At 69.0% G+C, this 21400-nt stretch carries 17 protein-coding genes and 1 tRNA gene; 5 read left to right on the top strand and 13 right to left on the bottom strand.

Annotation, left to right across the window (positions count from 1 at the left end; genetic code table 11):
• Positions 1-43 precede the first annotated feature (43 nt).
• Positions 44-319, top strand: a complete 276-nt coding sequence (locus D2E22_RS00410) for a WhiB family transcriptional regulator (RefSeq protein ID WP_024541252.1) — start codon at positions 44-46, stop codon at positions 317-319.
• Positions 320-386: 67 nt separating this feature from the next.
• Here the strand turns inward: D2E22_RS00410 and D2E22_RS00405 are convergent, their stop codons facing one another.
• Entirely contained in the window at positions 387-1865 is a 1479-nt protein-coding gene (locus tag D2E22_RS00405) for a sensor histidine kinase (protein ID WP_126031164.1), read from the bottom strand.
• A 157-nt stretch (positions 1866-2022) separates the two neighbouring features.
• On the opposite strand from D2E22_RS00405, the gene trhA reads away from it, so the two are divergent.
• Positions 2023-2937 (top strand): PAQR family membrane homeostasis protein TrhA, encoded by a 915-nt coding sequence (gene trhA, locus D2E22_RS00400; RefSeq protein ID WP_126031163.1) that lies wholly within the window; start codon positions 2023-2025, stop codon positions 2935-2937.
• A gap of 84 nt (positions 2938-3021) precedes the next feature.
• Here trhA and D2E22_RS00395 read toward each other — a convergent pair whose 3' ends face one another.
• From D2E22_RS00395 to eno, 8 genes are all read right to left on the bottom strand, one after another.
• A complete protein-coding gene (locus tag D2E22_RS00395; protein WP_126031162.1) occupies positions 3022-3504 on the bottom strand; it encodes a GreA/GreB family elongation factor in 483 nt (160 codons plus the stop codon).
• A gap of 102 nt (positions 3505-3606) precedes the next feature.
• Positions 3607-4014 carry an FKBP-type peptidyl-prolyl cis-trans isomerase gene (locus D2E22_RS00390; protein WP_126031161.1) on the bottom strand — a complete coding sequence of 136 codons (408 nt, stop codon included), beginning with the start codon at positions 4012-4014 and terminating at the stop codon, positions 3607-3609.
• Positions 4015-4079: 65 nt separating this feature from the next.
• Positions 4080-5549, bottom strand: coding sequence for an L-serine ammonia-lyase (locus D2E22_RS00385; protein ID WP_126031160.1), 1470 nt, complete (start codon positions 5547-5549; stop codon positions 4080-4082).
• A 43-nt stretch (positions 5550-5592) separates the two neighbouring features.
• Positions 5593-6228 carry a cadmium transporter gene (locus D2E22_RS00380; protein ID WP_241218096.1) on the bottom strand — a complete coding sequence of 212 codons (636 nt, stop codon included), beginning with the start codon at positions 6226-6228 and terminating at the stop codon, positions 5593-5595.
• Positions 6229-6428: 200 nt separating this feature from the next.
• A tRNA-Leu gene (locus D2E22_RS00375) sits at positions 6429-6508 on the bottom strand.
• Positions 6509-6554: 46 nt separating this feature from the next.
• Positions 6555-8183 (bottom strand): DUF501 domain-containing protein, encoded by a 1629-nt coding sequence (locus D2E22_RS00370; RefSeq protein ID WP_126031490.1) that lies wholly within the window; start codon positions 8181-8183, stop codon positions 6555-6557.
• Between the two features lie 20 nt (positions 8184-8203).
• The gene (locus tag D2E22_RS00365; protein ID WP_126031159.1) at positions 8204-8731 is read right to left on the bottom strand and encodes an FtsB family cell division protein; all 528 of its coding nucleotides are present in this window, start codon (positions 8729-8731) and stop codon (positions 8204-8206) included.
• Between the two features lie 99 nt (positions 8732-8830).
• Positions 8831-10123: a phosphopyruvate hydratase gene (gene eno / locus D2E22_RS00360; protein WP_126031158.1), complete on the bottom strand. Its 1293-nt coding sequence runs from the start codon at positions 10121-10123 to the stop codon at positions 8831-8833.
• A 354-nt stretch (positions 10124-10477) separates the two neighbouring features.
• On the opposite strand from eno, the gene D2E22_RS00355 reads away from it, so the two are divergent.
• The 3 genes from D2E22_RS00355 (at position 10478) to D2E22_RS00345 (ending at position 13156) form a co-directional block, all read left to right on the top strand.
• The gene (locus D2E22_RS00355) at positions 10478-11341 is read left to right on the top strand and encodes an ABC transporter permease (RefSeq protein WP_126031157.1); all 864 of its coding nucleotides are present in this window, start codon (positions 10478-10480) and stop codon (positions 11339-11341) included.
• A gap of 112 nt (positions 11342-11453) precedes the next feature.
• On the top strand, positions 11454-12434 hold the full coding sequence (locus D2E22_RS00350) for an ABC transporter substrate-binding protein (RefSeq protein WP_126031156.1): 981 nt from the start codon (positions 11454-11456) through the stop codon (positions 12432-12434).
• On the top strand, positions 12431-13156 hold the full coding sequence (locus tag D2E22_RS00345; RefSeq protein ID WP_241218095.1) for an ABC transporter ATP-binding protein: 726 nt from the start codon (positions 12431-12433) through the stop codon (positions 13154-13156). The genes D2E22_RS00350 and D2E22_RS00345 overlap by 4 nt, the downstream gene beginning before the upstream one ends.
• 114 nt (positions 13157-13270) lie before the next feature.
• On the opposite strand, the gene mfd is transcribed toward D2E22_RS00345, so the two are convergent.
• The 4 genes from mfd to D2E22_RS00325 all read right to left on the bottom strand — a co-directional run bounded on the left by mfd (position 13271) and on the right by D2E22_RS00325 (position 21310).
• Entirely contained in the window at positions 13271-16843 is a 3573-nt protein-coding gene (gene mfd, locus D2E22_RS00340; protein ID WP_126031155.1) for a transcription-repair coupling factor, read from the bottom strand.
• Positions 16833-17432, bottom strand: coding sequence for an aminoacyl-tRNA hydrolase (pth, locus tag D2E22_RS00335; RefSeq protein ID WP_126031154.1), 600 nt, complete (start codon positions 17430-17432; stop codon positions 16833-16835). Before pth ends, mfd begins: the two co-directional genes overlap by 11 nt.
• A gap of 76 nt (positions 17433-17508) precedes the next feature.
• Positions 17509-18027, bottom strand: coding sequence for a GNAT family N-acetyltransferase (locus D2E22_RS00330; RefSeq protein WP_126031153.1), 519 nt, complete (start codon positions 18025-18027; stop codon positions 17509-17511).
• A gap of 112 nt (positions 18028-18139) precedes the next feature.
• Positions 18140-21310: a UPF0182 family membrane protein gene (locus tag D2E22_RS00325; protein ID WP_126031152.1), complete on the bottom strand. Its 3171-nt coding sequence runs from the start codon at positions 21308-21310 to the stop codon at positions 18140-18142.
• Positions 21311-21400: the final 90 nt, after the last annotated feature.

Raw genomic sequence — 21400 nt, 5'->3', positions numbered from 1 at the left:
TAGTCGTTTCATCGATACCGGACAGAAGAAGGATGTCATCACCATGAGCAGTGCATTCGATTGGCGTGCAAAGGCGGCATGCCGCGACAAGGACCCCGAGCTGTTCTTCCCCGTGGGCAACACCGGCGCCGCATACCAGCAGATCGAGGAGGCCAAGTCCGTGTGCCGCACCTGCAAGGTCATCGACGCATGCCTCAAATGCGCGCTCGACACGAACCAGGACTACGGCGTCTGGGGCGGCCTGAGCGAAGACGAGCGCAGGGCGCTCAAGCGCCGCGCGATGCGCGCGCGCCGCTCCGCGTCGATGCAGCTCGGCTGACGGCCCACGTCGCGTATGCGAAAGGCCCGGCCCCCGGGACGGGGGCCGGGCCTTTCGCATACGTCGCTCAGGCGGCGCGCAGCTTGATGGCGAGCCGCACGCGCGTGCCGCCGGTGTCGACCGGCTCCCAGCGGACGGTGCCGCCGAAGTCGTTCGTCACGAAGGTGTTGATGATCTGCGTGCCCAGACCCGAACCCGAGGAGCGGGCCATGCCGTCCTCCTCCTCGCTGCCCATGCCGTTGCCGTCGTCCTGCACGACGATGTCGAGTTCGGTGCCGCGCCGGTCGGCCGTCACCGTGATGTGCCCCTCCTTGCGGCCCTCGTAGCCGTGCTCGACGGCGTTCGTCGTCAGTTCGGTGAGCACGAGCGACAGCGGCGTCGCGTCCTGCGCCGGCATCATGCCGAAGCTGCCGACGAAGTCAATCGAGATGCGCTGGTCGCTCATCGCCGTCAGATCGACGCTCATGCGCAGCAGGTTGGCGATGACCTTGTCGAAGTCGACGATCTCGTCGGCCGACTGGCTCAGCCCCTCATGGACCATCGCGATCGTCTGCACGCGCCGCTGCGCCTCCTTGAGCTCCTTCTTGACCTCGTCGGACCTCGTCTTGCGCGCCTGCAGCCGCAGCAGCGCGGAGACGGCCTGCAGGTTGTTCTTGACGCGGTGGTGGATCTCGGAGATCGTCGCGTCCTTCGTCTGCAGCTCGACCTCGCGCCTGCGCAGCTCGCTGATGTCCCGGCACAGCACGATCGCGCCGGTGCGGCCCCGCTCGTCCATCAGCGGCAGCGAGCGCATCGAGACGGTGGAACGGTTCGCGACGAGCTCGGAGTCGATCGCGGCCTTGCCGAGCAGCACGAGCGGCAGCGATTCGGGCACCGGGTCGTTCTCGTGGATCAGGCTCGTGCCCACCTCGCTGAGGCTGGCCCCCTCGAGCATGTCGACCATGCCCAGGCGCCTGAAGCAGCTGATGCCGTTGGGCGATGCGTACTGGACGATGCCGTCGGCGGACAGCAGGATGAATCCGTCGGCGACGCGCGCGTTGTGCCGCTGGCTGAGGACGGAGTCCTTGTAGGGGAACTGGCCGCGCGGGATCATCTCGTACAGCTGTTTGCCGGCGTCGATGCTTTCGAGTTCGTAGCGGCCGTTCGATTCGCGCGTCGCGAGGTTCGTCTCGCGCACGACGAGACCGAGCGTCTTGCCGCCGTGGCGGATCGGCGCGTACACGTTGCACACCAGGGCGTCGCCGATGCGCCGCAGCACCGACGAACGGTAGACGCCGTCCGACTTCATCGCCTCGGCCATCTCCCCCTGCAGCTCGTCGTCGACCTGTTCGCCGACGACGTCGTCGGCGCGCAGGCTCACGACCGTCGACGGCCGGCACTGGCCGGCGATGACGAAGCTGCCGTCGCCCTTCTGCAGCACGAGCAGCAGGTCGGCCAGGCTCAGGTCGGCGATGACCTGCCAGTCGGCGACGAGATGATGGAGCCATTCCTTGTCGGACGCGTCGAAATCGGGGCGCGTCGCGAGAATCTGTGAAAAATCAGCCATGCTCCCCATGATAGGCCACTGCGGCGCCACGGCCGGACGGCGGATGCGCGCAAGGAGCGCCGCCGTCGGCCCCCGCACGGGCGACGTCAACAACCTACGCTATAGTAACCTACGATTGCGTAACCAAACGTGGCTGACATGACGGGAGGAAGCGACGATGAGCGCAGGGACGACACAGGGCGCCGGGACGGCCATCGACGGCGAGGAGCGGCTCGAACGACGCCGAAGGGCGGCGGCCGCCGCCCGGAGCAAGGCGCTCGAGGCGAGGGCCGAGGCGGCGCGCAGCCGGGCGCACGCGAAGGCGGCGGCGATCCTCGCGAAGGCGGACAGCCGCGCGAAGGGGGCGATCGCCAAGGGCGAGGAGAAGGCGGCCCGACTCGAGGGCGTGCGCGCGCCGCGACGGATCCGCCTTGACGTCCACGGACGTGAGAAGCCCGCGATGCGCGGCTGGCTGCACGCGGCCGCCGCGCCGCTCGCGCTCGCCGCCGGCATCGTGCTCGTCTGCCTGGCGCACGGCGCCGGGCTCAAATGGGCGTGCGCGGTCTTCATGACCGCCTCGCTCATCCTGTTCGGCAACTCCGCCGCCTACCATCTGGGCGACTGGTCGCCCCGCGTGACCGACGTGCTGCGGCGCATCGACCACGTCAACATCTTCCTGCTCATCGCCGGCACCTACACGCCGGTCGCCTTCGCGCTCGCCCCGTTCTGGCGCAACACGATCATCATCGGCATGTGGGGCTGCACGGCCGTCGCGATCCTCATCCACGTCGTGTGGATCGACGCGCCGCGCTGGCTGTACACGCTCGTCTACGTCATCTTCGGCGTCTCCGGCGTCGCCTTCATGGGCATGTTCTGGCTCTCCCCCGCAGCCGGCCCGGCCGTCGTGTGGCTGCTGCTGTCCGGAGGCGCCTGCTACATCGCCGGCGCCGTCGTCTACGCGCTGCGCCGCCCCGACCCGTGGCCCCGGGTCTTCGGCTTCCATGAGATCTTCCATCTGGGCACGATCGCCGGCTACGCGTGCCATATGGTCGCGATCTACCTCGTCATCTGCCGTCTCGCGCAGCTCGGCTGAGCGACGCCGATACGGAAAAGGCGCCCGTGTCCGGCCGTGCACGGCCGGACACGGGCGCCTTTCCGACGTCCCGCGTTCCGCGGCTCAGTCGAGCGGCCTCGATTCCTTGACCGTCACCGAGATGTCGCGTCCGTTGGGGGCCTTGTAGGTGACGGTGTCGCCCTCGTGCGCGCCGAGAATGGCCGCGCCGATCGGCGATTCGGGGCTGATGACGTCGTAGTCGGTCGCGACGGCGATGTCGCGCGAGCCGAGCACGTACTTCATCTCGCGGCCGGCGAGCTCGATCGTCACGAGCGAGCCGTTGCCGACGGTGCCGGCGTCCGGGGCCTCGAGGATCTTCGCGTTGCGCAGCTTGACGATGAGCTCGTTGATGCGTCCCTCGTTCTTGCCCTGTTCCTCGCGCGCGGCCTGATAACCGCCGTTCTCGGACAGGTCGCCCTCGGCGCGCGCCGCGGCGATGCGCTCGGTGATCTCCTCGCGGTACTCGCCCTCGCGGTACGCGAGCTCCTCCTTGAGCTTGTCATACGCCTCCTGCGTGAGCAGGACGGTCTTCTCCTCCTGAGCCATGATGTCCTCCTTCATGGGAAAAAGCCTGTGATATGCGAAACCCGCCCCACGCGGCCCGGAACCCCGGATGCGCGGTGCGGACGGATGGGGGCAGGCGCCCTTTCAGCGCGTGGCGATGATGTCCACGACGAATTCGAGCGTGTCGTCGCCGCCGATGCCCGCCTGCGGCGCGCCGTGCGAGCCGTAGCCGTACTCCGGCGGAATCGAGATGAGCAGACGCGAGCCGACGTTGTGGCCCGGGACCGTCTGGTCCCATCCCTTGATGACCTGGCCGACGCCGATGCCGAAGCTCGCCGGCTGGTGGCGCTCGAAGCTCGAGTCGAAGGCCTTGTCGCCTCCCCAGACCTGACCGTGGTAGTTGACGGTGACCGTGTCGCCGCGGCGCACCATCGGTCCGTCGCCCTCGACGAGCTCGACGACCTTGAGCCCCCTGGGCGCCTCGCCCTGCGGGAACGTCATCACCGGAAGGTCTCCGAAACCACCTTCGACCTGGGGCATCTCGTTAGCCATGTTTCCTCCTTGGTTCCAAGCACGACGGGACCCAGCCTAGCACAGGACGGCACGTTGCGCCCATGTCAGCATTCGACGACGTTGAGCGCCAGGCCGCCCTTCGACGTCTCCTTGTACTTCGCCATCATGTCCTCGCCCGTCTCCTTCATCGTGCGGATGACCTGATCGAGCGTGACGATGTGCGAGCCGTCGCCGAGCATCGCCATGCGCACCGCGACGACGGCCGTGTTCGCGGCGACCGCGTTGCGCTCGATGCACGGGATCTGCACGAGGCCGCCGACCGGGTCGCAGGTCAGCCCCAGATGATGCTCCATGCCGATCTCGGCCGCGTTCTCGACCTGCCTCGGCGTGCCTCCGACGACCGCGCACAGTCCGGCCGCGGCCATCGAGCACGCCGAGCCGACCTCGCCCTGGCATCCGACCTCGGCGCCGGAGATCGAGGCGTTGCGCTTGATCAGGTAGCCGACGGCGCCGGCCGTGAGCAGGAAGTTGCGCACGCCCTCGTCGCTCGCGCCGGCGAGCAGGCGCCGGTAGTACAGCAGCACCGCCGGGATGACGCCGGCCGACCCGTTCGTCGGCGCCGTCACGACGCGGCCGCCCGCGGCGTTCTCCTCGCTGACGGCGAGCGCGAACAGGTCGATCCACGACGATTCCGACGATTCGAGATGCCGCAGCCCGGCCGAGGGATCGGCGCGCAGCACATCGCCCGCGCCGCGCAGCCGCGCGTAGACGCCGGGCGCGCGCCGCGGCACGTCGAGACCGCCGGGCAGCACACGCCGCGTGCTCGTGCAGCCGGCGACGACGGACGCGCGCATCGCCTCCCAGATCGCGTCGAGGCGCCTGTCGAGCTCGGCGGCGCCATGCAGCGCCGTCTCGTTGTCGCGCACGACCTGCGCGATCGACTTGCGCTCCTCGGCGCAGATCTCGAGCAGCCCGTCGGCGCTCGTGAACGGATGCGGCATGCCGTCGAGGTCGTCCCCGCGGCGGTACTCCCCCTCACGGGCCTGTTCGGCGGCCTGTTCGACGTGCGCGTCGTGCGCGTGGATCGGCAGCACCGGATCGTCGACGAGTCCCTCCTGGATGAAGCCTCCGCCGATCGAGTACCAGACCTGCTCGAAGACGACGTCGCCGTGCCCGCCGTAGGCGATGCAGCGCAGCCCGTTGGGATGCGCTGCGAGGCGGTGCCATACGTCGAGGATGACGTCGTGCTCGAAATCGAAGGGTATCGTCCTGACGCCGTCGAGGTCGATGGCGCCGCGCGCGTCGCAGCGCGCGTGGATGTCGGCGAGGTAGGCGGTGTCGACGTGCTTCGGGTCGTTGCCTTCGAGGCCGGCGACGGCGGCACGGTCGGTGCCGTGGCCGAGCCCGGTCAGGGCGAGCGAACCATACAGCGTGACGGCGACGCGTGCCACACGGGGAAGGACGCCGCGGTCGCGCAGAGCCTCGGCGAAGGCGCGCGTCGCGAGCATCGGACCGACGGTATGCGACGAGCTGGGGCCGACGCCGATGGAGAACAGATCGAGAACGCTGAACATGGCTGACAGTATAGACGCCGCGTGCAGGTTCCGCCGTCGGCGCTTACAGCGTGTGGAGCATGACGGCGAGGACGTAGCCGCCGTAGCAGGCGACGAGCAGGCTGGCGGCGGCGAGCGCGATGACCGCCGCACGATGCCGGGCGAGGCGTTCACCGAGCGTGTAGGCGGCGAAGAACGCCGCCATGCCGAGCAGCGCGCCGCTGACCGCGGCGACCGTCGTGTCGTGCGCGGACAGCACGCCGGCGCCGAGCCGGGCGGTGATCATGTCGCGCACGCCGAGGATGACCCACACCGTCCACACGCCGAAGGAGATCGCTCCGATCGTGGCGTAGACGAGCGGCCGCAGCCGGCGGCGCATGCGGTAGGCGAAGGATTCGGCGCACCACAGCAGCGCGAAGCCGACGACGAAGGAGAACATGACGGCGAACAGCGACGCGACGCCGGCCCACGGCAGGAGCGCGAAGACGGCCGGCCGGAAGGTCGCGGTCAGCGGCGCGCAGAAGATCTCGCAGAACGTGAGCGTCGCGGCGAGTGTGACGGCCTGCGCGAGCATGATCGGCACGCCGCTCGCCGTATCCTTCTCGACGCTCATGTGCGTATGCGCGGCCGCGCCGCCCCTGGATGCGCTGGAGATTGACTCGCTCATGTGGTTCCCGTCGTCCGTAGTTCCGCTGGTCATGATGCTGCGAGTCTACGGAGGAAAAGCGCGCGTTGTGTTACGGGCGGATGACGGTGTCGTGAGCGGCGGCGCGCATCCATGCCGTACCCGCGCACCGCCCGCGCCGCCGGCGTCCAAAACGTGTCCGAACCACACCGCCAGCCACTATGCGAAGGCCGGTGATCGCCGACACCCAGCGATCACCGGCCTTCAATCCTCGGTGCCCCCAGTGGGACTCGAACCCACACGCCGCAGCGTTCGATTTTAAGTCGAATGCGTCTACCGATTTCGCCATGGGGGCGTTCGGGCCGGCGCATGTCGCGCCGGCCCGTAGGCATTATGCCATGTCAGCGCGCGGAGAGCAACCGCCGTCCCATGTCGAGCACGAGTCCATCGAGCAGACCGTGCTCGCTCGCCACGTAGGAGTTGATGACCTTGCCATGGTCGGCGCGCGCCGCCTCGGCGACACGCGCGAGCACACGGCTCCAGACGAGCGCGCCTCCGCCGACGACGTCGATGCGCCCCGGATGGATCGTGCGGTACCGGCGCCGCTCCTCGCGGGTCATGTGCAGGAAGCGGTCGTCGACGTCGAAGGCGGTGAGGAAGTCCATGCGCACGCCGTCGACGGCCGCATGGTCGTATTCGGGCAGCCCCATCGCCAGCGCCGTCATCGTCGTGACGGTGCCGGACACGCCGATGATCGTGTTGACGCAGCCGGCCGGCACATGTTCGAAGGCCTCGTCGATGTGCGCGTCGATGTCGGCGACGGTCTCGTCGATCTGCCGCTGCGTCGGCGGGTCGGAGCGCAGATGGCGCTCGGTCATGCGCACCGAGCCGATGTCCATCGAGAACGCGGCGCGCACCTGCGTCGCCGGCGTTCCTTCGCCGTCGCCTCCGACGACGAGTTCGGTGGAGCCGCCGCCGAGGTCGACGACGAGGAACGGCGACTCGAGGTCGTCGCGCGACGTCATCGCCGTCGCCGCCAGGAAGCTCAGGTCGGCCTCCTCGGTGCCGGAGATGACCTCGGGGCGCACGCCGAGGATCGATTCGATTGTGTCCTCGAACTCCTTGCGGTTCTCGGCGTCGCGCGTCGCCGACGTGGCGACGAAGCGCAGCGCGTCCACCCGGTGCTCGGCGAGCACGGCCGCGAACTCGCGCGCCGCGGCGTAGGTGCGTTCGAGCGCGTCGTCGGCGAAGCGGTGCGTCTCGTCGACGCCCTCGCCCAGGCGCACGACGCGCAGCATGCGCGGCACAATGTCGTGGATGCCGTCCGCGTCGACGCGCGCGATCTTGAGGCGGATCGAGTTCGTGCCGCAGTCGATGCCGGCGACGACGACGGACGGCTTGGGCGCGGCCTGGGAGCCCTGCGTCCCGCCCTCGCCGCGCCCGGCGGCGTGGCGTCGCGCCCGCCTCGCCGCACGCCCCTCGTCGAGCGGCGCGCAGCGGCACACGTCCGCGTCGAATTCGCCGCGCATGCGCGCCAGCGCGTCGTCGCCGACCGGGTTGACGCCCGGACCCATGACGAGGCTCTGCGCGACGAGCGCGTGCAGGCACTTGACGCGTGCCGGCATGCCGCCGGCGCTCGTGCCCTCGATGTGTTCCTCGCCGTCGCCCAGCCGCATCGCCAGCGCATGGCGGAACGCCAGATACATCATGTGGGCGCGCTCGTAGGCGCGGCGCAGGTCGTCGTCCTCGTTAAGGCGCGCGTTGTACTCCTTCATCAGGCCTTCCGCCTCGAGGTGCGACGCGGCCTTGACGGCCTCCGGGCTCGTCAGATACATCGTCGTCGGGAACGGGATCCTCCCGTCGACGAGCGGACGCGTGACCACGGCGAGCGGACGCCCGCAGCGGCAGCGAGCGCTGACGGCGACCATGCCGCGCGGGAAGCGCCCCAGCTGCGCGCCGACGGTCTCGACGTCCTCATCGCTCGCCGGTTCGGCGAGGAAACGGTCCACGAGATCCTGCGCCTGCCGCATCGTCTCGGCATCGAAATCGGTCACTGCTGCTCCTTGTCCTGATCGTCGGGCTGCGTCGCGGCGCCGGCCCCGTTCTCGTCGCCGCGCGCGTCCGCGTCGCGCGTCCGGTCCTTGCCGGCGTCGGCCTCCCTGAACGAATACGCCATCTCGCTGTACCACGGCAGCGTCGACTCCTGCGTGCCTTCCGTGCCGTCGAGCGGCGTCGTCGTCTTCTCGCCGGTCACGGCCTCCGGATGCTCGACGCGGATCGGCTGTTCGCCGGGGAACACATAGCCGAGGCGTTCGCGCGCCTGCGCGGTCACGTAGGCGTCGTCGTCCCACCGTTCGATGTCGTTCTCGAGTTCCTGCTTCTGCGCGACGAGCGCCGCCTCCTGCTTCCTGAGGCCGTTGAGCTCCGACAGGTCGAGCGCGTAGGAATGGAAGGTCGAGATGAGCTGGATGAGTCCGAGCGCGACGATGAACAGCGCGACGAAGAAGGCGATCGGCCCCGCGCTCGTCCGCTTCACCGGTCGCTGCTTTGCCTGCGTGGCGCGTGGTCGTGTGCTCATGGATACGAAAATACCCGCCGCATTCGACGAGCGGATGCGGCGGGTACCTGCGTTCACATGACGGTCATGCGACGACGGGGGTCATCGCATGACGGATGATCACATGTACTGCTTGCAGGCCTTGAAGGCGCTGTAGCCGGCGTACTCGGCGGTCGAGCCGAGCTCCTCCTCGATCTCGAGCAGGCGGTTGTACTTGGCAATGCGCTCGCCGCGGGCCGGGGCGCCGGTCTTGATCTGGCCGGTGTTCTTCGCGACGGCCAGATCGGAGATCGTCGTGTCCGGGGTCTCGCCGGAACGGTGGGAGACCATCGACGTGAAGCCGTTCTTCGTGGCCAGCTCGATCGCGTCGAGGGTCTCGGAGACGGTGCCGATCTGGTTGAGCTTGACGAGCAGCGAGTTGCCCGCGCCCATGTCGATGCCCTTCTTCAGGCGCACCGGGTTGGTGACGAAGAGGTCGTCGCCGACGAACTGCAGACGGTCGCCGAGCGCCTTCGTGATCTTCGCCCAGTCTTCCCAGCCTTCCTCCTGGAACGGATCCTCGATGGAGACGATCGGGAACTGGTCGACGAGCTTCTCGTAGAAGTCGAGCATGTAGGCCGAATCGCGGTCCTCGCCGTCGAAGTGGTACTTGCCGGTCTCCTTGTTGTAGAACTCGGAGGAGGCGACGTCGAGCGCGATGCCGATCTGCTTGCCCGGCTCGTAGCCGGCGGCCGAGATGGCGTCCATGATGTACTTGAGCGAATCCTCGTTGGTCTTCATCTTCGGCGCGAAGCCGCCCTCGTCGCCGAGGCCGGTGGCCAGGCCCTGCTTCTTGAGGACGTTCTTGAGGGTGTGGTAGACCTCGACGCCCGCCTGCAGCGCCTCCGAGTAGGTCTCGAAGCCATACGGGGAGATCATGTACTCCTGGATGTCGGTCGCGAAGTCGGCGTGCGCGCCGCCGTTCATGATGTTCATGTTCGGGACCGGCAGGATGTGGCCGTTGGTGCCGCCGATGTAGCGGTAGAGCGGCAGTTCGGCGGTCTCGGCGGCCGCGTAGAGGGCGGCGAGCGAGACGCCGAGGATCGCGTTGGCGCCGAGGCGGCCCTTGTTCGGGGTGCCGTCGAGCTCGATCATCAGGTCGTCGAGCGCGCGCTGGTCGGTGGCGTCCATGCCGATGACCTTCGGCGCGATCTCCTCGTTGACGGCCTTGACGGCACCGAGGACGCCCTTGCCCAGATAGACGGACTTGTCGCCGTCGCGACGCTCCCAGGCCTCCGCCTCGCCGGTCGACGCGCCGGACGGCACGAGGCCGATGCCGCGTGCGCCGTCCTCGGTGTCCAGCACGACCTCGACGGTCGGGTTGCCACGGGAATCAAGAATCTGGCGTGCATACACGCTTTCAATTGCTGCCACAACTGCTCCTTGTGTGTACGGGTTGTGATGACATCTGCAAGAATAATGCCGTTGTTGGACGATTCGCAACTTCCCGCCGGCGAAAACTGTGAGCGCTCCCAGCGCCGCGCGTCCGCCGCGCCGACCCTGCGCGCCGGCGGCGCACGGAGCCCGAAACCATACGGATCGGCCCTCGTTGTCCAACGGCCGTGGCAACAATGGACGCCGACACGGGGTGCCCGGGCCATGATCTCAAACATGTGCTGGACGCCGTCCTGCGCGCCCGGGCGCGCAGGACGGGGCGGAAAGCGGATCGGCTGGGCTGAGATCACACTCGTCGAACCTGAAATAGGCAATGCTATCGAAGGGAATGTCATGTCAGTTCCGGAGCAGATCGGCGCCGCCGTCCCCGACGCGCCGCCGTCGCCGTCCGCATCATCCTCGTCATCCGCATCGTCGGCGCCGGCGCACGCGCCGTCCGCGCCCCGATGGACCCGGCGGATGGCGCGCATCGGCGCCGCGTGGGCGTCCACGCTCGTATTGTTCGCGCTGTGGGCGCTGTGCACGCGCTCGGCGCCCGACACGCGCGCGCTGCCCTCCCCCGGCGAGGTCGCCGCCGCCTTCGTGGACATGCGCGACGAAGGCGCGCTGTGGCCGTCGGTGCGCGTCAGCGTGCTGCGCGTGCTCGCCGGCCTCTCCGTCGGCGTGGCGCTCGCCGTGCCGGCCGGCGTCGTCTCGGGCGCGAGCCGCCCGGGCCGCGCGCTCATCGACAAGCCGGTCCACATGCTGCGCGCGATCCCGTTCCCGGCGCTCGCGCCGCTGCTCATCGTCACGCTCGGCATCGGCGAGGCGATGAAGGTCACGCTGATCGCGGTCGGCGCGTTCGCGCTCGTCTACGTCAACGTGCGCGACGGCGTGCGCGCGATCGACTCGGGGCTGCTCGAACTCGCCCGCGCCTACCGGATGCCGCGGCATGTCGTCTTCACGAAGATCCTGCTGTGCGGCGTGCTTCCGCAGTTCATGACCGGGCTGCGTTTCGCGATCACCGTCTCGTGGATCGCGCTCGTCACCTGCGAGACCGTGAACTCGTCGGCCGGCATCGGCTATCTGCTCGCGCGCTCCCAGCAGTTCTTCCGCACCGACCAGATGGTGCTGTGCATCGTGCTGTACGCGGCGCTCGGCCTGCTCAGCGAGTGGGCCGTCGGGGCTCTCGAACGCCTGCTGCACACGCACGGCTGACGCCGCGGCGCCCCGATGCGGCAACGCCTTCCCCCAGGATCACCACACCCGACCATCGAAACCGGCCGCGGCACCGTCATGCGCTCATGCGGCCATTCCCCAAGGAGGCACCATGTCATCCACATCCCGATCCCACCGCCGTCCGCGCCGTCTGGCCGCCGCCGTGGGCGCCGCAGCGCTGCTCGCCGGCGCCGCGGCATGCGGCACGTCGGCGCAGGCGGGCGACGACGCCGCGATGCGCGTCGCCTACCTGTCCACGGCGAACTACCTGACGACGGTGCGCGACGAGCCCTTCCTCGACGAGACGATGGGCTCGACGGACGTCGACTTCACCGGTCCGTACAACCCGACCGACGCCTACGCCGCGGTCCTGTCCGGCAACGCCGACGCGACGAGCACCGGCACCGGGTCGTTCATCGACTTCCTCGCGCAGGGACAGCCGTGGACCGCCTTCGCGATCGAATACTACGACGGCGACTCGCAGGGCATCGTCGCCGCGCCCGGCTCGGGCGTCGAATCGCTCGACGACCTCAAGGGCAGGAAGGTCGCGATCATCAAGCGCGGCGGCACCGGCGACTACGTGCTGCACAAGGCGCTCGAAGGCTCCGGCGTGGACGTCGGGGACGTCGACGTCGTCGAGATGAACCCGAGCAGCTTCCAGGCGGCCTTCACCTCCGGGCAGATCGACGCGCTGTCGTCCTTCGACCAGAACCTCGCGGCGGCGATGGCCACGCCGGGCGCGAAGCTGCTCGCCAACGGCAGGGACTACGACAACCACAACGTCTCGATCCACATCGTCTCGCGCGACTTCGCGACGAAGCACCCCGAGGCCGTCAAGGCGATGTACCGGGCTCTCGTCAAGGAATCGGAGGCCGCGGCGAAGCGGCCCGCGATCATCACCGACGCCTACAAGCGGTTCGGCGCCTCGGACGAGGTCGCCGAGCAGATCTCGCGATTCGACGTGCCCAGGATCCTGCCGATCGACGCCGACGGACGCGCGATGCTCGAGGCTCAGGCCAGGGAATACGTCGACTTCGGCTTCATCGACGAGATGCCCGACCTCGAGGCGGCGACGATGGACTGCGGCGCATGAGCGGCGGCATGAAGCACGCCGCCGCGCTCGACGGCGTGTGCAGGGCCTTCGACGGGCGCGCCGTGCTCGCCGACGTGGCCATGCACGTCGATGCAGGCGAGACCGTCGCCCTGATCGGACGCTCCGGCTGCGGCAAGTCGACGCTGCTGCGCATCGTCGCCGGGCTGCTCGACGCCGACCGCGGCCGGGTGCGCGCCACGGACCGCATCGCCTTCGGCTTCCAGGACGCGCGCCTCGTCCCGTGGCTGCGCATCTGGGACAACGTGACGCTCGGCATGGAGGCGGATGGCGGGCGCATGACGCGCCGCGCGCGCAGGCAGGCCGCCGCCGCGGTGCTCGCCCAGGTGCAGCTGGCCGACGCCGCCGACAAGCTGCCGGCACAGCTCTCCGGCGGCCAGCGGCAACGCGTCTCGCTCGCCCGGGCGCTGGCACGCCGGCCGCGGCTGCTGCTGCTCGACGAGCCCTTCGGCGCGCTCGACGCGCTCACCAGGCTCGACATGCAGGACCTGCTCGCCGATCTGCGTGCACGGCTCGGCTTCGCGACGGTGCTCGTCACCCATGACATCGCCGAGGCGGTGCGGCTCGCCGACCGCATCCTCGTGCTCGCCGACGGCCGCATCCGCGACGAGGTGCGCGCCGACCGTTCGACGCTTGACGCTCAGGGGCGGCCGCTCGGCCATGCGGCGCTCGAGGAGCATCTGCGCCACGCGCTGCGCGGATGACGCCGGCATATCCGCCGCTACGGCGAGGGCCCGGAGGGATGGTCCCCTCCGGGCCCTCGCCGTCATCGGAAGACGGAGCGTCCGCCCTGCGCGCGTCGCCGCGGGAAGCGTCGCTCAGGCACGTGGCCTCGGCGTCCACGCGAGGTCGTCGAGCAGCTGTCCGACCCACCGGATGACGCCGTCGGAATCCATCGGCCCCGAGCCGAGCGAGCCGGCGAAGGGCGTCGGGATCGTGTAGGTGTGCGCGAGCGGCCGGTACTGCGCCCCCTTGTAAATGCGCTCGATGCGCATGCGCACCGACTCGGGCGGCTCGATGCCGCCGACGCGCAGCTTGCCGCCCTGGCCGACGATCTCGGTGATCCCCAGATCGCGGGCGCGCTCGCGCAGCCGCGCGATGCCGAACAGCGACGTGAAGACCTGCGGAGGCGCGCCATAGCGGTCGGTGAGCTCCTCGCGCAGCTCCTCGAGGTCGTCGTCGTTCCTCGCCTCGGCGAGCTTGCGGTACGTCTCGAGCCTGAGCTTGTCCGAGTCGATGTAGTCGACCGGGATCGACGCCTCGATCGGCAGGTCGATCGCGACGACCGGCGGCTCGGCGCGCTCGGGCTCCTTGTAGTCCTCGATCGCCTCGGAGACCATGCGCACGTAAAGGTCGAATCCGACGCCCTCGATGTGGCCGCTCTGCTCGTCGCCGAGCAGGTTGCCGGTGCCGCGCAGCTCGAGGTCCTTCATCGCCACGTCAAAGCCGCTTCCGAGCGCCGTGTTCTGCGCGATCGTCACGAGACGCTCGTGCGACTGCTCGGTCATCGGCCTGCCCGGGTCGTACAGGAAGTACGCGTAGGCGCGGTCGCGGCCGCGGCCGACGCGGCCGCGCAGCTGGTGCAGCTGGCTGAGGCCGAAACGGTCGGCGTGGTCGACGATCAGCGTGTTCGCGTTCGAGATGTCGAGTCCGGTCTCGACGATCGTCGTGCACAGCAGCACGTCGATGTCCCGGTGCCAGAAGTCGCGGATGATCTGGTCGAGCTGCTTGCGCCCCATCTTGCCGTGCGCGATGCCGATCCTCGCCTCGGGGACGAGCTCGTGCAGCTTGGCGGCCTTCTTGTCGATGTCCTCGACGCGGTTGTGGATGTAGAAGACCTGGCCGCCGCGCAGCAGCTCGCGCCGGATCGCCGCCGTGACCTGCGCGTCCTCGTAGGCGCCGACGTAGGTGAGCACCGGCAGGCGGTCCTCGGGCGGCGTCGCGAGCGTCGACATCTCGCGGATGCCGGTGACGGCCATCTCGAGCGTGCGCGGGATCGGCGTCGCCGACAGGCTCAGCACGTCGACGTTCGTGCGGATCGCCTTGAGCGACTCCTTCGCCTCGACGCCGAAGCGCTGCTCCTCGTCGATGATGACGAGGCCTAGGTCCTTGAACTTGATCTTCGGGTTGAGCAGCTTGTGCGTGCCGATGACGACGTCGACGGTTCCGTCAGCGAGCCCCTTGATCGTCTCGTTGGTCTGCTTGGCGTTCTGGAACCGGCTCATCGCCGCGACGGTGACCGGGAATCCCTCGAAGCGCTCGCTGAAGGTCTCGTAGTGCTGCTGCACGAGCAGCGTCGTCGGCACGAGCACGGCCACCTGCTTGGAGTCCTGCACGGCCTTGAAGGCGGCGCGCAGGGCGATCTCGGTCTTGCCGAAGCCGACGTCGCCGCAGATGAGGCGGTCCATCGGCACCGGCTTCTCCATATCGGCCTTGACGTCGTCGATCGTCGTGAGCTGGTCGGCGGTCTCCTGGTACGGGAAGGCGTCCTCGAGCTCCTTCTGCCACGGGGTGTCCTTGCTGAACGCGAAGCCCTTCGTGCGTTGGCGCGCGGCGTACAGCTTGATGAGGCTCTGCGCGATCTCGTGGACGTGCTTCCTCGCCTTCGCCTTCGTGGCCGCCCAGTCCGAGCCGCCGAGCTTGTTGAGCTTGGGTGTCTCGGCGCCGATGTACTTGCTGACGAGGTCGAGCTGGTCAGTGGGGATGAACAGCTTGTCCGGAGGCGCGTTGCGTTTGCTCGGCGCGTATTCGATGACGAGGTACTCGCGCGTCGTGCGGTTGCGCCCCGACCCCGTCGTGCGCTGGCGCATGCCGACGAAACGGCCGATGCCGTGCTGTTCGTGCACGACGAAGTCGCCCGGCTTGAGCTCCATCAGATCGATCGACTTACGGCGTTTGCGCGGCGTCTTCGGGCCTCCGGCGACGCTTTCGCGGCCGGTCAGGTCGCGTTCGGTGAGCAGCGCGGCCTTCGCTGCGGCGTCGACGAAGCCGTCGCGCGCCTGAGAGCGCACCGCCGCGAAGCGCGTGACGCCGACGGCGTTGAGCATGCGTCCCAAACGGTGCAGCGTGCCTTGGGCGGCGGCCGTCACCGTCACGTCGTAGCCGTCGTCGAGCAGCGCGCGCACGCCCTGTTCGGTGCGTCGCTCGTCGCCGCGCAACGCCTGGGGGGCGCGCGCGTCGATCTGCACGTGGCCGGCAAGCAATCCGTCGACGGTGAAGCCGCTGATCTTCCATAGCTCGCGTTCGCTGTACTCCAGGGAGGATACGACCTCGTCGTAGTCGAGGAAGTTCGCGCCCTCGAAGTCGATCGGCGCGCCGGCGCCGTGCCCGGAGGCGGCGACGTGCCAGCTCGTCGCGAGGAACTCGTTGGCCGTCTTCGCCAGGTCGTCGACGGCGCGGCGCAGCTTCTCCGGGTCGCACAGCATGACGACGGCGTCCTTGGGCAGCATCGACGTGACCGGACGCATATCGTCGACGAGGGCCGGCAGCAGCGATTCCATGCCCTCGACCGGGATCGCCTGCGCGATCGATTCGAGCATGTCGTCGGCGTTCGGGATGCGTCCGACGAGTGAGCGCGCGCGTTCGCGGATCCGCTCGGTGAACTGCACCTCGCGGCACGGCGTCGCCCAGACGGAGTCGATCTGCGCGCCGTAGGTGCGCTGGTCGGATGCGTGGAACTCGCGGATCGAGTCGATGTCGTCGCCGAAGAACTCGATACGCACCGGATGCGGCATCGTCGGCGGGAAGACATCGATGAGACCTCCGCGCACGGCGAATTCGCCGCGGTCCATGACGAGGTCGACGCGCGTGTACGCGTTGCGCACGAGCGCGGCCGCGGCCTCGTCGAGCGCGATCCGCTCGCCGAGCGCGAAGACGAGCGGCTTGACGTCGCCGATGCCGGCGACGACCGGTTGGATCAGCGAGCGCACCGGCATGACGAGGATGCGGATGGGGCCGAACATCGCGCTGCCGGGTTCGGGATGGCACAGCCTGCGGAAGACCTCCATGCGGTTGGCGACGGTGTCGGCGCGCGGCGAGAGCCGTTCATGCGGCAGCGTCTCCCAGGCTTCGAGCTGGGTGACGCCGGCCGGGTCGCCCGCGTACCAGGAGCGGATGTCGTCGACGAGCTCCTCGGCTTCGCGGCCCGACGGCACGACGACGACGATCGGCGATAGCGCGGCGCGTGCGGCGGCGAGCGCAGGACGGATGCCGTCGGGCGCGCCGATCGTCAGGGACGGTTCCGCGGCGGCGGCGTCCGGCTCGATCATGCCGTGGGCGAGGCCGTGGAAGGCGGGGTCGGCCTCGAGGCTTTCGCGCAGCGCCGTCAGCGCGCCGCACGTCGTGCCGTGCGTGGCCGCGGCGGCCTTGGTTGCGTTGTCGTCAGCGGCCATTGAAGCGGTCCTGCGCTTTCGTCAGCCCGTCGAAGACGATCGCCTCGGCCGCGTCGGCGCCGTCGGCGAGGAATTCGGGCAGCTGCTTCTTCTGCGCAGCGTTGAATTCGCCGAGCACCCAGTTGATCGTGTTGTCGTGCGCGTCGCCGGAGCGGCTCGCGTGGCCGACGCCCATGCGCACACGCGCGTAGTCGGGCGTGTGCAGGCAGCGGTCGATGGACTTGATGCCGTTGTGGCCGCCGGCGGAGCCTCCCGACTTGAGCTTGATGCGGCCGAAGTCGAGGTCCATGTCGTCGTGGACGACGATGATGCGCTCGACGTCGATGTGGTAGTATTCGCGCACCGACTGGACGGCCTGCCCCGAGTCGTTCATGTAGGTCAGCGGCTTGCACAGGAAGACCTTCTGGCGCCGGTCCCCCATCGTCATCAGCCCCTTGCCGAGGTCGGCGAGCCCTTTGTGGTTGGCGAAGCGCACGCTCCAGCGTTCGGCGAGGAGGTTGATGGTCATGAATCCGATGTTGTGCCGGGTGTTGCGGTATTTCGCGCCGGGGTTGCCCAGTCCTGCGATGAGCCAGTAGTCCGATGCCATGTGTCGCTCTTTTCCTGTTCTTTCTTCCTTGGTTCTTTCGTTGGGGTCGTTTCTTTCGGTTGCGCGCCGCGCGCCGTCAGCGGCCGATGTCGGCGTACCAGTAGCTCATGGCGTGCAGAGTGCCGCGCGAATCGTAGGCCGCGGCGGGCATGAGGCCGTAGCGGGTGAAGCCGAAGCGTTCGCACAGCCCCGTGGAGGCCGCGTTGTCGGCAAAGATCGTCGCGCAGACGCGTCGCATGCCGCGCGCGGCGCCCTCGTCGAGCAGCGTGCGCATCGTGAACGCGCCCGCGCCCCGGCCGCGCGCGTCCCTCGCGATGTAGTAGGCGAGGCTGCACACGCCGTCATAGCCTGGGCGGTCGTAGAACACCGAGATCGACGCGAAGCCGATGTCGCGCCGGACGCCGCCGGCGTCCTCGGCGCCGATGACGAACACCGCGTAGGGGTCGCGGTGCCTGTCGAGCCATGCCTTGCGTTCGCCGTAGCCCACCGGCGTCAGGTCGGTCGTCGAGCCTCCCTCGATGACGGCCTCGTTGTAGACGTCGGTGATGACGTCCACGTCGTCGTCCCCGGCCCGCCTGTAGCTGTATGTGATCATAACGTCCTAGCATAACCGCGTCGCGGAACTCGGCCGGCGCCGCTACGCCGTGCGGCGCAAAAGGGGCGGCCCCGCGGATCGATCCGCGGGGCCGCCCCGGACGGCGCGGGCGTCAGCCCTCGAGCTCGAGCGCCTTGTTGACCGCCTCCTCGAGACGCCGCTGCGCCTCGCCGTAGGCGCTCCAGTCGCCGGACTTCATCGCCTTGTCAGAATCCTTGAGCGCCTTCGAGGCGTCGTCGAGCGCCTCCTTGAGGGCCGGATCCTTGGCCGATCCGGACGGCGCGGACGGCGTTTCTTCGCCGCCGGCGCCGTCGTCGCCCGGCTCGGGGGCGCCGGCGGACCCGTCCGCGTTGTCCGCATCGCCGGCCGAGGCGCCGGAGTCGCCGCCGAAGACCTGGTCGAGCGCCGCGTCGAGCGTGTCCGCGAAGCCGACCTTGTCGCCGAAGGCGACGAGGACCTTCTTGAGCAGCGGGTAGCTCGTCGCGCCGGACGACTTCACGTACACCGGCTCGACGTAGACGAGGCCGCCTCCGAGCGGCAACGTGAGCAGGTTGCCGCGCTCGATCTGCGTCGAACCCGATTCAAGCAGGTTGAGCTCCTTGGAGACGTCCGCGTCGGCGTTGAAGTTGTTCTGCGCCTGGCCCGGTCCGGGCACGTTCGAGTCCTTCGGCAGCTCCTGCAGCCTGATCGTGCCGTAGTCGGGCCCCTTGACGCCCTTCGTTCGGCCGGCGTCGGAATCGACGGACAGGAAGCCGGTGAGGATCTCGCGCGTGCTCGCGCCCGCCGGGATGTAGGTGCTCGTCAGCGAGAACACCGGCTCCTTCGAACCGCCGGTCTTGAGCGTCAGATAGTACGGCGGCTGCAGCACGTCGCGCGCCTGCTGCGCCTGCGGCTCGGTCGGGTCGACCGGCGTCTGCCAGAAGTCCTCGCCGGAGAAGAACTGGCTCGCCTGCGTCACGTGGTACTTCGCGAGAAGCTGGCGCTGCACCTTGAAGATGCCCTCCGGATAGCGCATGTGCGCCATCAGGTCGCCCGAGATCTCGGACATCGGATGGTAGTTCGCCGGGAAGATCGACTGCCACGCCTTGAGCACCGGGTCGGACTCGTCCCAGGTGTACAGGTCCACCGAGCCGTCGTAGGCGTCGACGGTCGCCTTGACCGAGTTGCGGATGTAGTTCGCGCGCTTGGAGCTCAGCCCCGCGACCGACGACGACGAGACCGTCGTCGAGTCCTCGGTGGCGGACGCCAGGTCGGTCATCTGCGAGTACGGGTAACGGTCGGAGGTCGTGTAGCCGTCGATGATCCATTTGACGCGGCCGTCGACGACCGCCGGGTAGACGCGGCCGTCGAGCGTCAGGTACGGCGCGACCTTCGCGACGCGCTCCTTGGGCGAACGGTCGTAGAGGATCTGCGAATCGGCGTTGACGCGGTCGGAGAACAGGATCTGGTCGGAGCCGAAGCGGATCGAGTACAGCAGCCGCGCCATGATGTTGCCGAGCCTGGGGCCGCCGTCGCCGTCGAAGGTCGTCGTCGCGCCCTCGGCGCCGGATGTCGGATAGTCGAACTCCCACGACTTCGTGCCTTCCGGGGCGCCGACGATCGAGTACTCGGGCGCGTTCGGCGAGAAGTAGATGCGCGGCTCGTAGCGCTGCGTGTCGGTGAGGTAGCCCTGCGTCGGGATGCCGTATTCGAAGAACTCCGGCTGGCCGTCGCTGGTCACGCGGTTGCCGTAGGCGGCGACGACGCCGTAGCCGTGCGTGTACACGGTGTGGTCGTTGACCCAGTTGCGGTTGTCGTTGCCGGACAGGTCCATCTCGCGCGCGGCGATGACGGTGTCCTGGTTGACGCCGTCGATGTCGTACTTGTCGACCGCCAATGTGTCCGCGAACGTGTAGTACTGCTTCATCTGCTGCAGCTGCTTGAAGGTCGGCGAGACGATCTGCGGGTCGAGCAGGCGGATCTGCGCCGTCGTCTCGGTGTCCTGCTGCAGCGCGCCGGCCTCGGCCTTCGTCGTGGCCTTGTACTCCTCGGTCCTGACGGCGTCAAGCCCGTAGGCGGCGCGCGTCGCGTCGATGTTGCGCTGGATGTAGGCCGACTCCATCTCCTGGGCGTTCGGGTTGACGCGGAAGCGCTGCAGCAACGCCGGCCACAGCGACGACAGCAGCAGCGACAGCACGAGGCACGACGCGACGGTGAGAGCCGGGACGCGCCACTCCTTCCACGCGCTCGTCAGCGGCGCCGTCTTCGCCGAGGCGGCGTCGGTAAGCGCCGGCGAGCGCATGAGCCACACGCCGAGCACGACGCCGGCGATCGCGGTGATCGCCGCGAGGATGAAGGTGATCGGGATTGACGCGTTCACGGTCGTGTAGGTGGCGCCGGTGATGCGGTCGCCTTCGGCGGTGAGCGTCGAGAAGACGGACAGCGCCTGGTTGACGGCCCACGAGCACATCCACGCCATGAGCCACAGCGCGATCTGGCGACGTGCGCGGCGCGTCATCGAGAAGATGCCGCGCCCGCGTCTGGGCATCGTGAAGCGGATGCCGCCCATCGCCACATGGGTGATGACGGAGAAGACGAGCGCGACGAACAGCAGCACCGAAAGCGCGGACAGCAGCAGCGACAGGCCGGGCAGCACGAAGACGTAGAAGCCGTTGTCGATGCCGAACTGCGGATCGGCGACGCCGAAGCGCTCGGCGTGGAACATGAGCAGGATCTGCGACCAGTTCGCGTTGAAGCGCGAACCGAAGAGCAGGCCGGCGACGAGCGAGACGCCGACGGCGACGCGTCGGGCGTTCCTCGAGGAGACGCCGCGGCCGATCTCGATCGTGTCGCCGTTGATGCGGATCGTCGAACCGTCGGCGAAGTCGGGGCGCGCGCGGATCGCGAGCGTCGCGGCGACGTAGGTGACGAGCACCATGAGCAGCGCGTAGGCGATCCACAGTCCGACGCGCGTGCCCAGCAGCGTCCATACGACGCTCGAGAAGCCGAGCTGGTCGTACCACATGACGTCGGTCGCGAAGGATGCGACGGCGAAGAACAGCCCGACGACGACGGCGAGCGCGAGCACGACGCCGATGACGATCTTGTAGCCGCGGCCTCCCGCCGACGGGGGGCGGCGCGTGATGCGCGGCGGCGCGGCCGGCGGCGTGCCGGAGGCGGACGGCGGCTCCTCGCCGTCGGTCTCGATGTTGATCACGATCGGATCGTCGTCGGTGGTGGCGGAACGGCGGGACCGCTTATGCGGCCCCTGTCCGAACATGGGTCCGAAATCGAAGAAAGACATTCGTTCAGTCTACAGAACCAGGCCGAAGAACCACAGGCCGATGCGTGAAGAGTGCGTGAAGAAGCACGGAGGGGCGTGCGCGGCCCGCTT

It is taken from the genome of Bifidobacterium castoris (assembly GCF_003952025.1).
GTDB classification, from domain to species: domain Bacteria; phylum Actinomycetota; class Actinomycetes; order Actinomycetales; family Bifidobacteriaceae; genus Bifidobacterium; species Bifidobacterium castoris.
Note: the sequence above shows the minus strand (reverse complement) of the source record. Positions and strands in the feature narration are given on the sequence as shown.

What these genes read in the sequence shown, in the direction of transcription:
- D2E22_RS00370 (WP_126031490.1), bottom strand. Translation starts at nt 8,183, where the DNA reads ATGCGGCAGGCGCAGGATCTCGTGGACCGTTTCCTCGCCGAACCGGCG.
- D2E22_RS00405 (WP_126031164.1), bottom strand. Translation starts at nt 1,865, where the DNA reads ATGGCTGATTTTTCACAGATTCTCGCGACGCGCCCCGATTTCGACGCG.
- D2E22_RS00365 (WP_126031159.1), bottom strand. Translation starts at nt 8,731, where the DNA reads ATGAGCACACGACCACGCGCCACGCAGGCAAAGCAGCGACCGGTGAAG.
- D2E22_RS00390 (WP_126031161.1), bottom strand. Translation starts at nt 4,014, where the DNA reads ATGGCTAACGAGATGCCCCAGGTCGAAGGTGGTTTCGGAGACCTTCCG.
- D2E22_RS00345 (WP_241218095.1), top strand. Translation starts at nt 12,431, where the DNA reads ATGAGCGGCGGCATGAAGCACGCCGCCGCGCTCGACGGCGTGTGCAGG.
- D2E22_RS00395 (WP_126031162.1), bottom strand. Translation starts at nt 3,504, where the DNA reads ATGGCTCAGGAGGAGAAGACCGTCCTGCTCACGCAGGAGGCGTATGAC.
- trhA (WP_126031163.1), top strand. Translation starts at nt 2,023, where the DNA reads ATGAGCGCAGGGACGACACAGGGCGCCGGGACGGCCATCGACGGCGAG.
- D2E22_RS00330 (WP_126031153.1), bottom strand. Translation starts at nt 18,027, where the DNA reads ATGATCACATACAGCTACAGGCGGGCCGGGGACGACGACGTGGACGTC.
- mfd (WP_126031155.1), bottom strand. Translation starts at nt 16,843, where the DNA reads ATGGCCGCTGACGACAACGCAACCAAGGCCGCCGCGGCCACGCACGGC.
- D2E22_RS00380 (WP_241218096.1), bottom strand. Translation starts at nt 6,228, where the DNA reads ATGACCAGCGGAACTACGGACGACGGGAACCACATGAGCGAGTCAATC.
- D2E22_RS00385 (WP_126031160.1), bottom strand. Translation starts at nt 5,549, where the DNA reads ATGTTCAGCGTTCTCGATCTGTTCTCCATCGGCGTCGGCCCCAGCTCG.
- D2E22_RS00325 (WP_126031152.1), bottom strand. Translation starts at nt 21,310, where the DNA reads ATGTCTTTCTTCGATTTCGGACCCATGTTCGGACAGGGGCCGCATAAG.
- D2E22_RS00350 (WP_126031156.1), top strand. Translation starts at nt 11,454, where the DNA reads ATGTCATCCACATCCCGATCCCACCGCCGTCCGCGCCGTCTGGCCGCC.
- D2E22_RS00355 (WP_126031157.1), top strand. Translation starts at nt 10,478, where the DNA reads ATGTCAGTTCCGGAGCAGATCGGCGCCGCCGTCCCCGACGCGCCGCCG.
- pth (WP_126031154.1), bottom strand. Translation starts at nt 17,432, where the DNA reads ATGGCATCGGACTACTGGCTCATCGCAGGACTGGGCAACCCCGGCGCG.
- D2E22_RS00410 (WP_024541252.1), top strand. Translation starts at nt 44, where the DNA reads ATGAGCAGTGCATTCGATTGGCGTGCAAAGGCGGCATGCCGCGACAAG.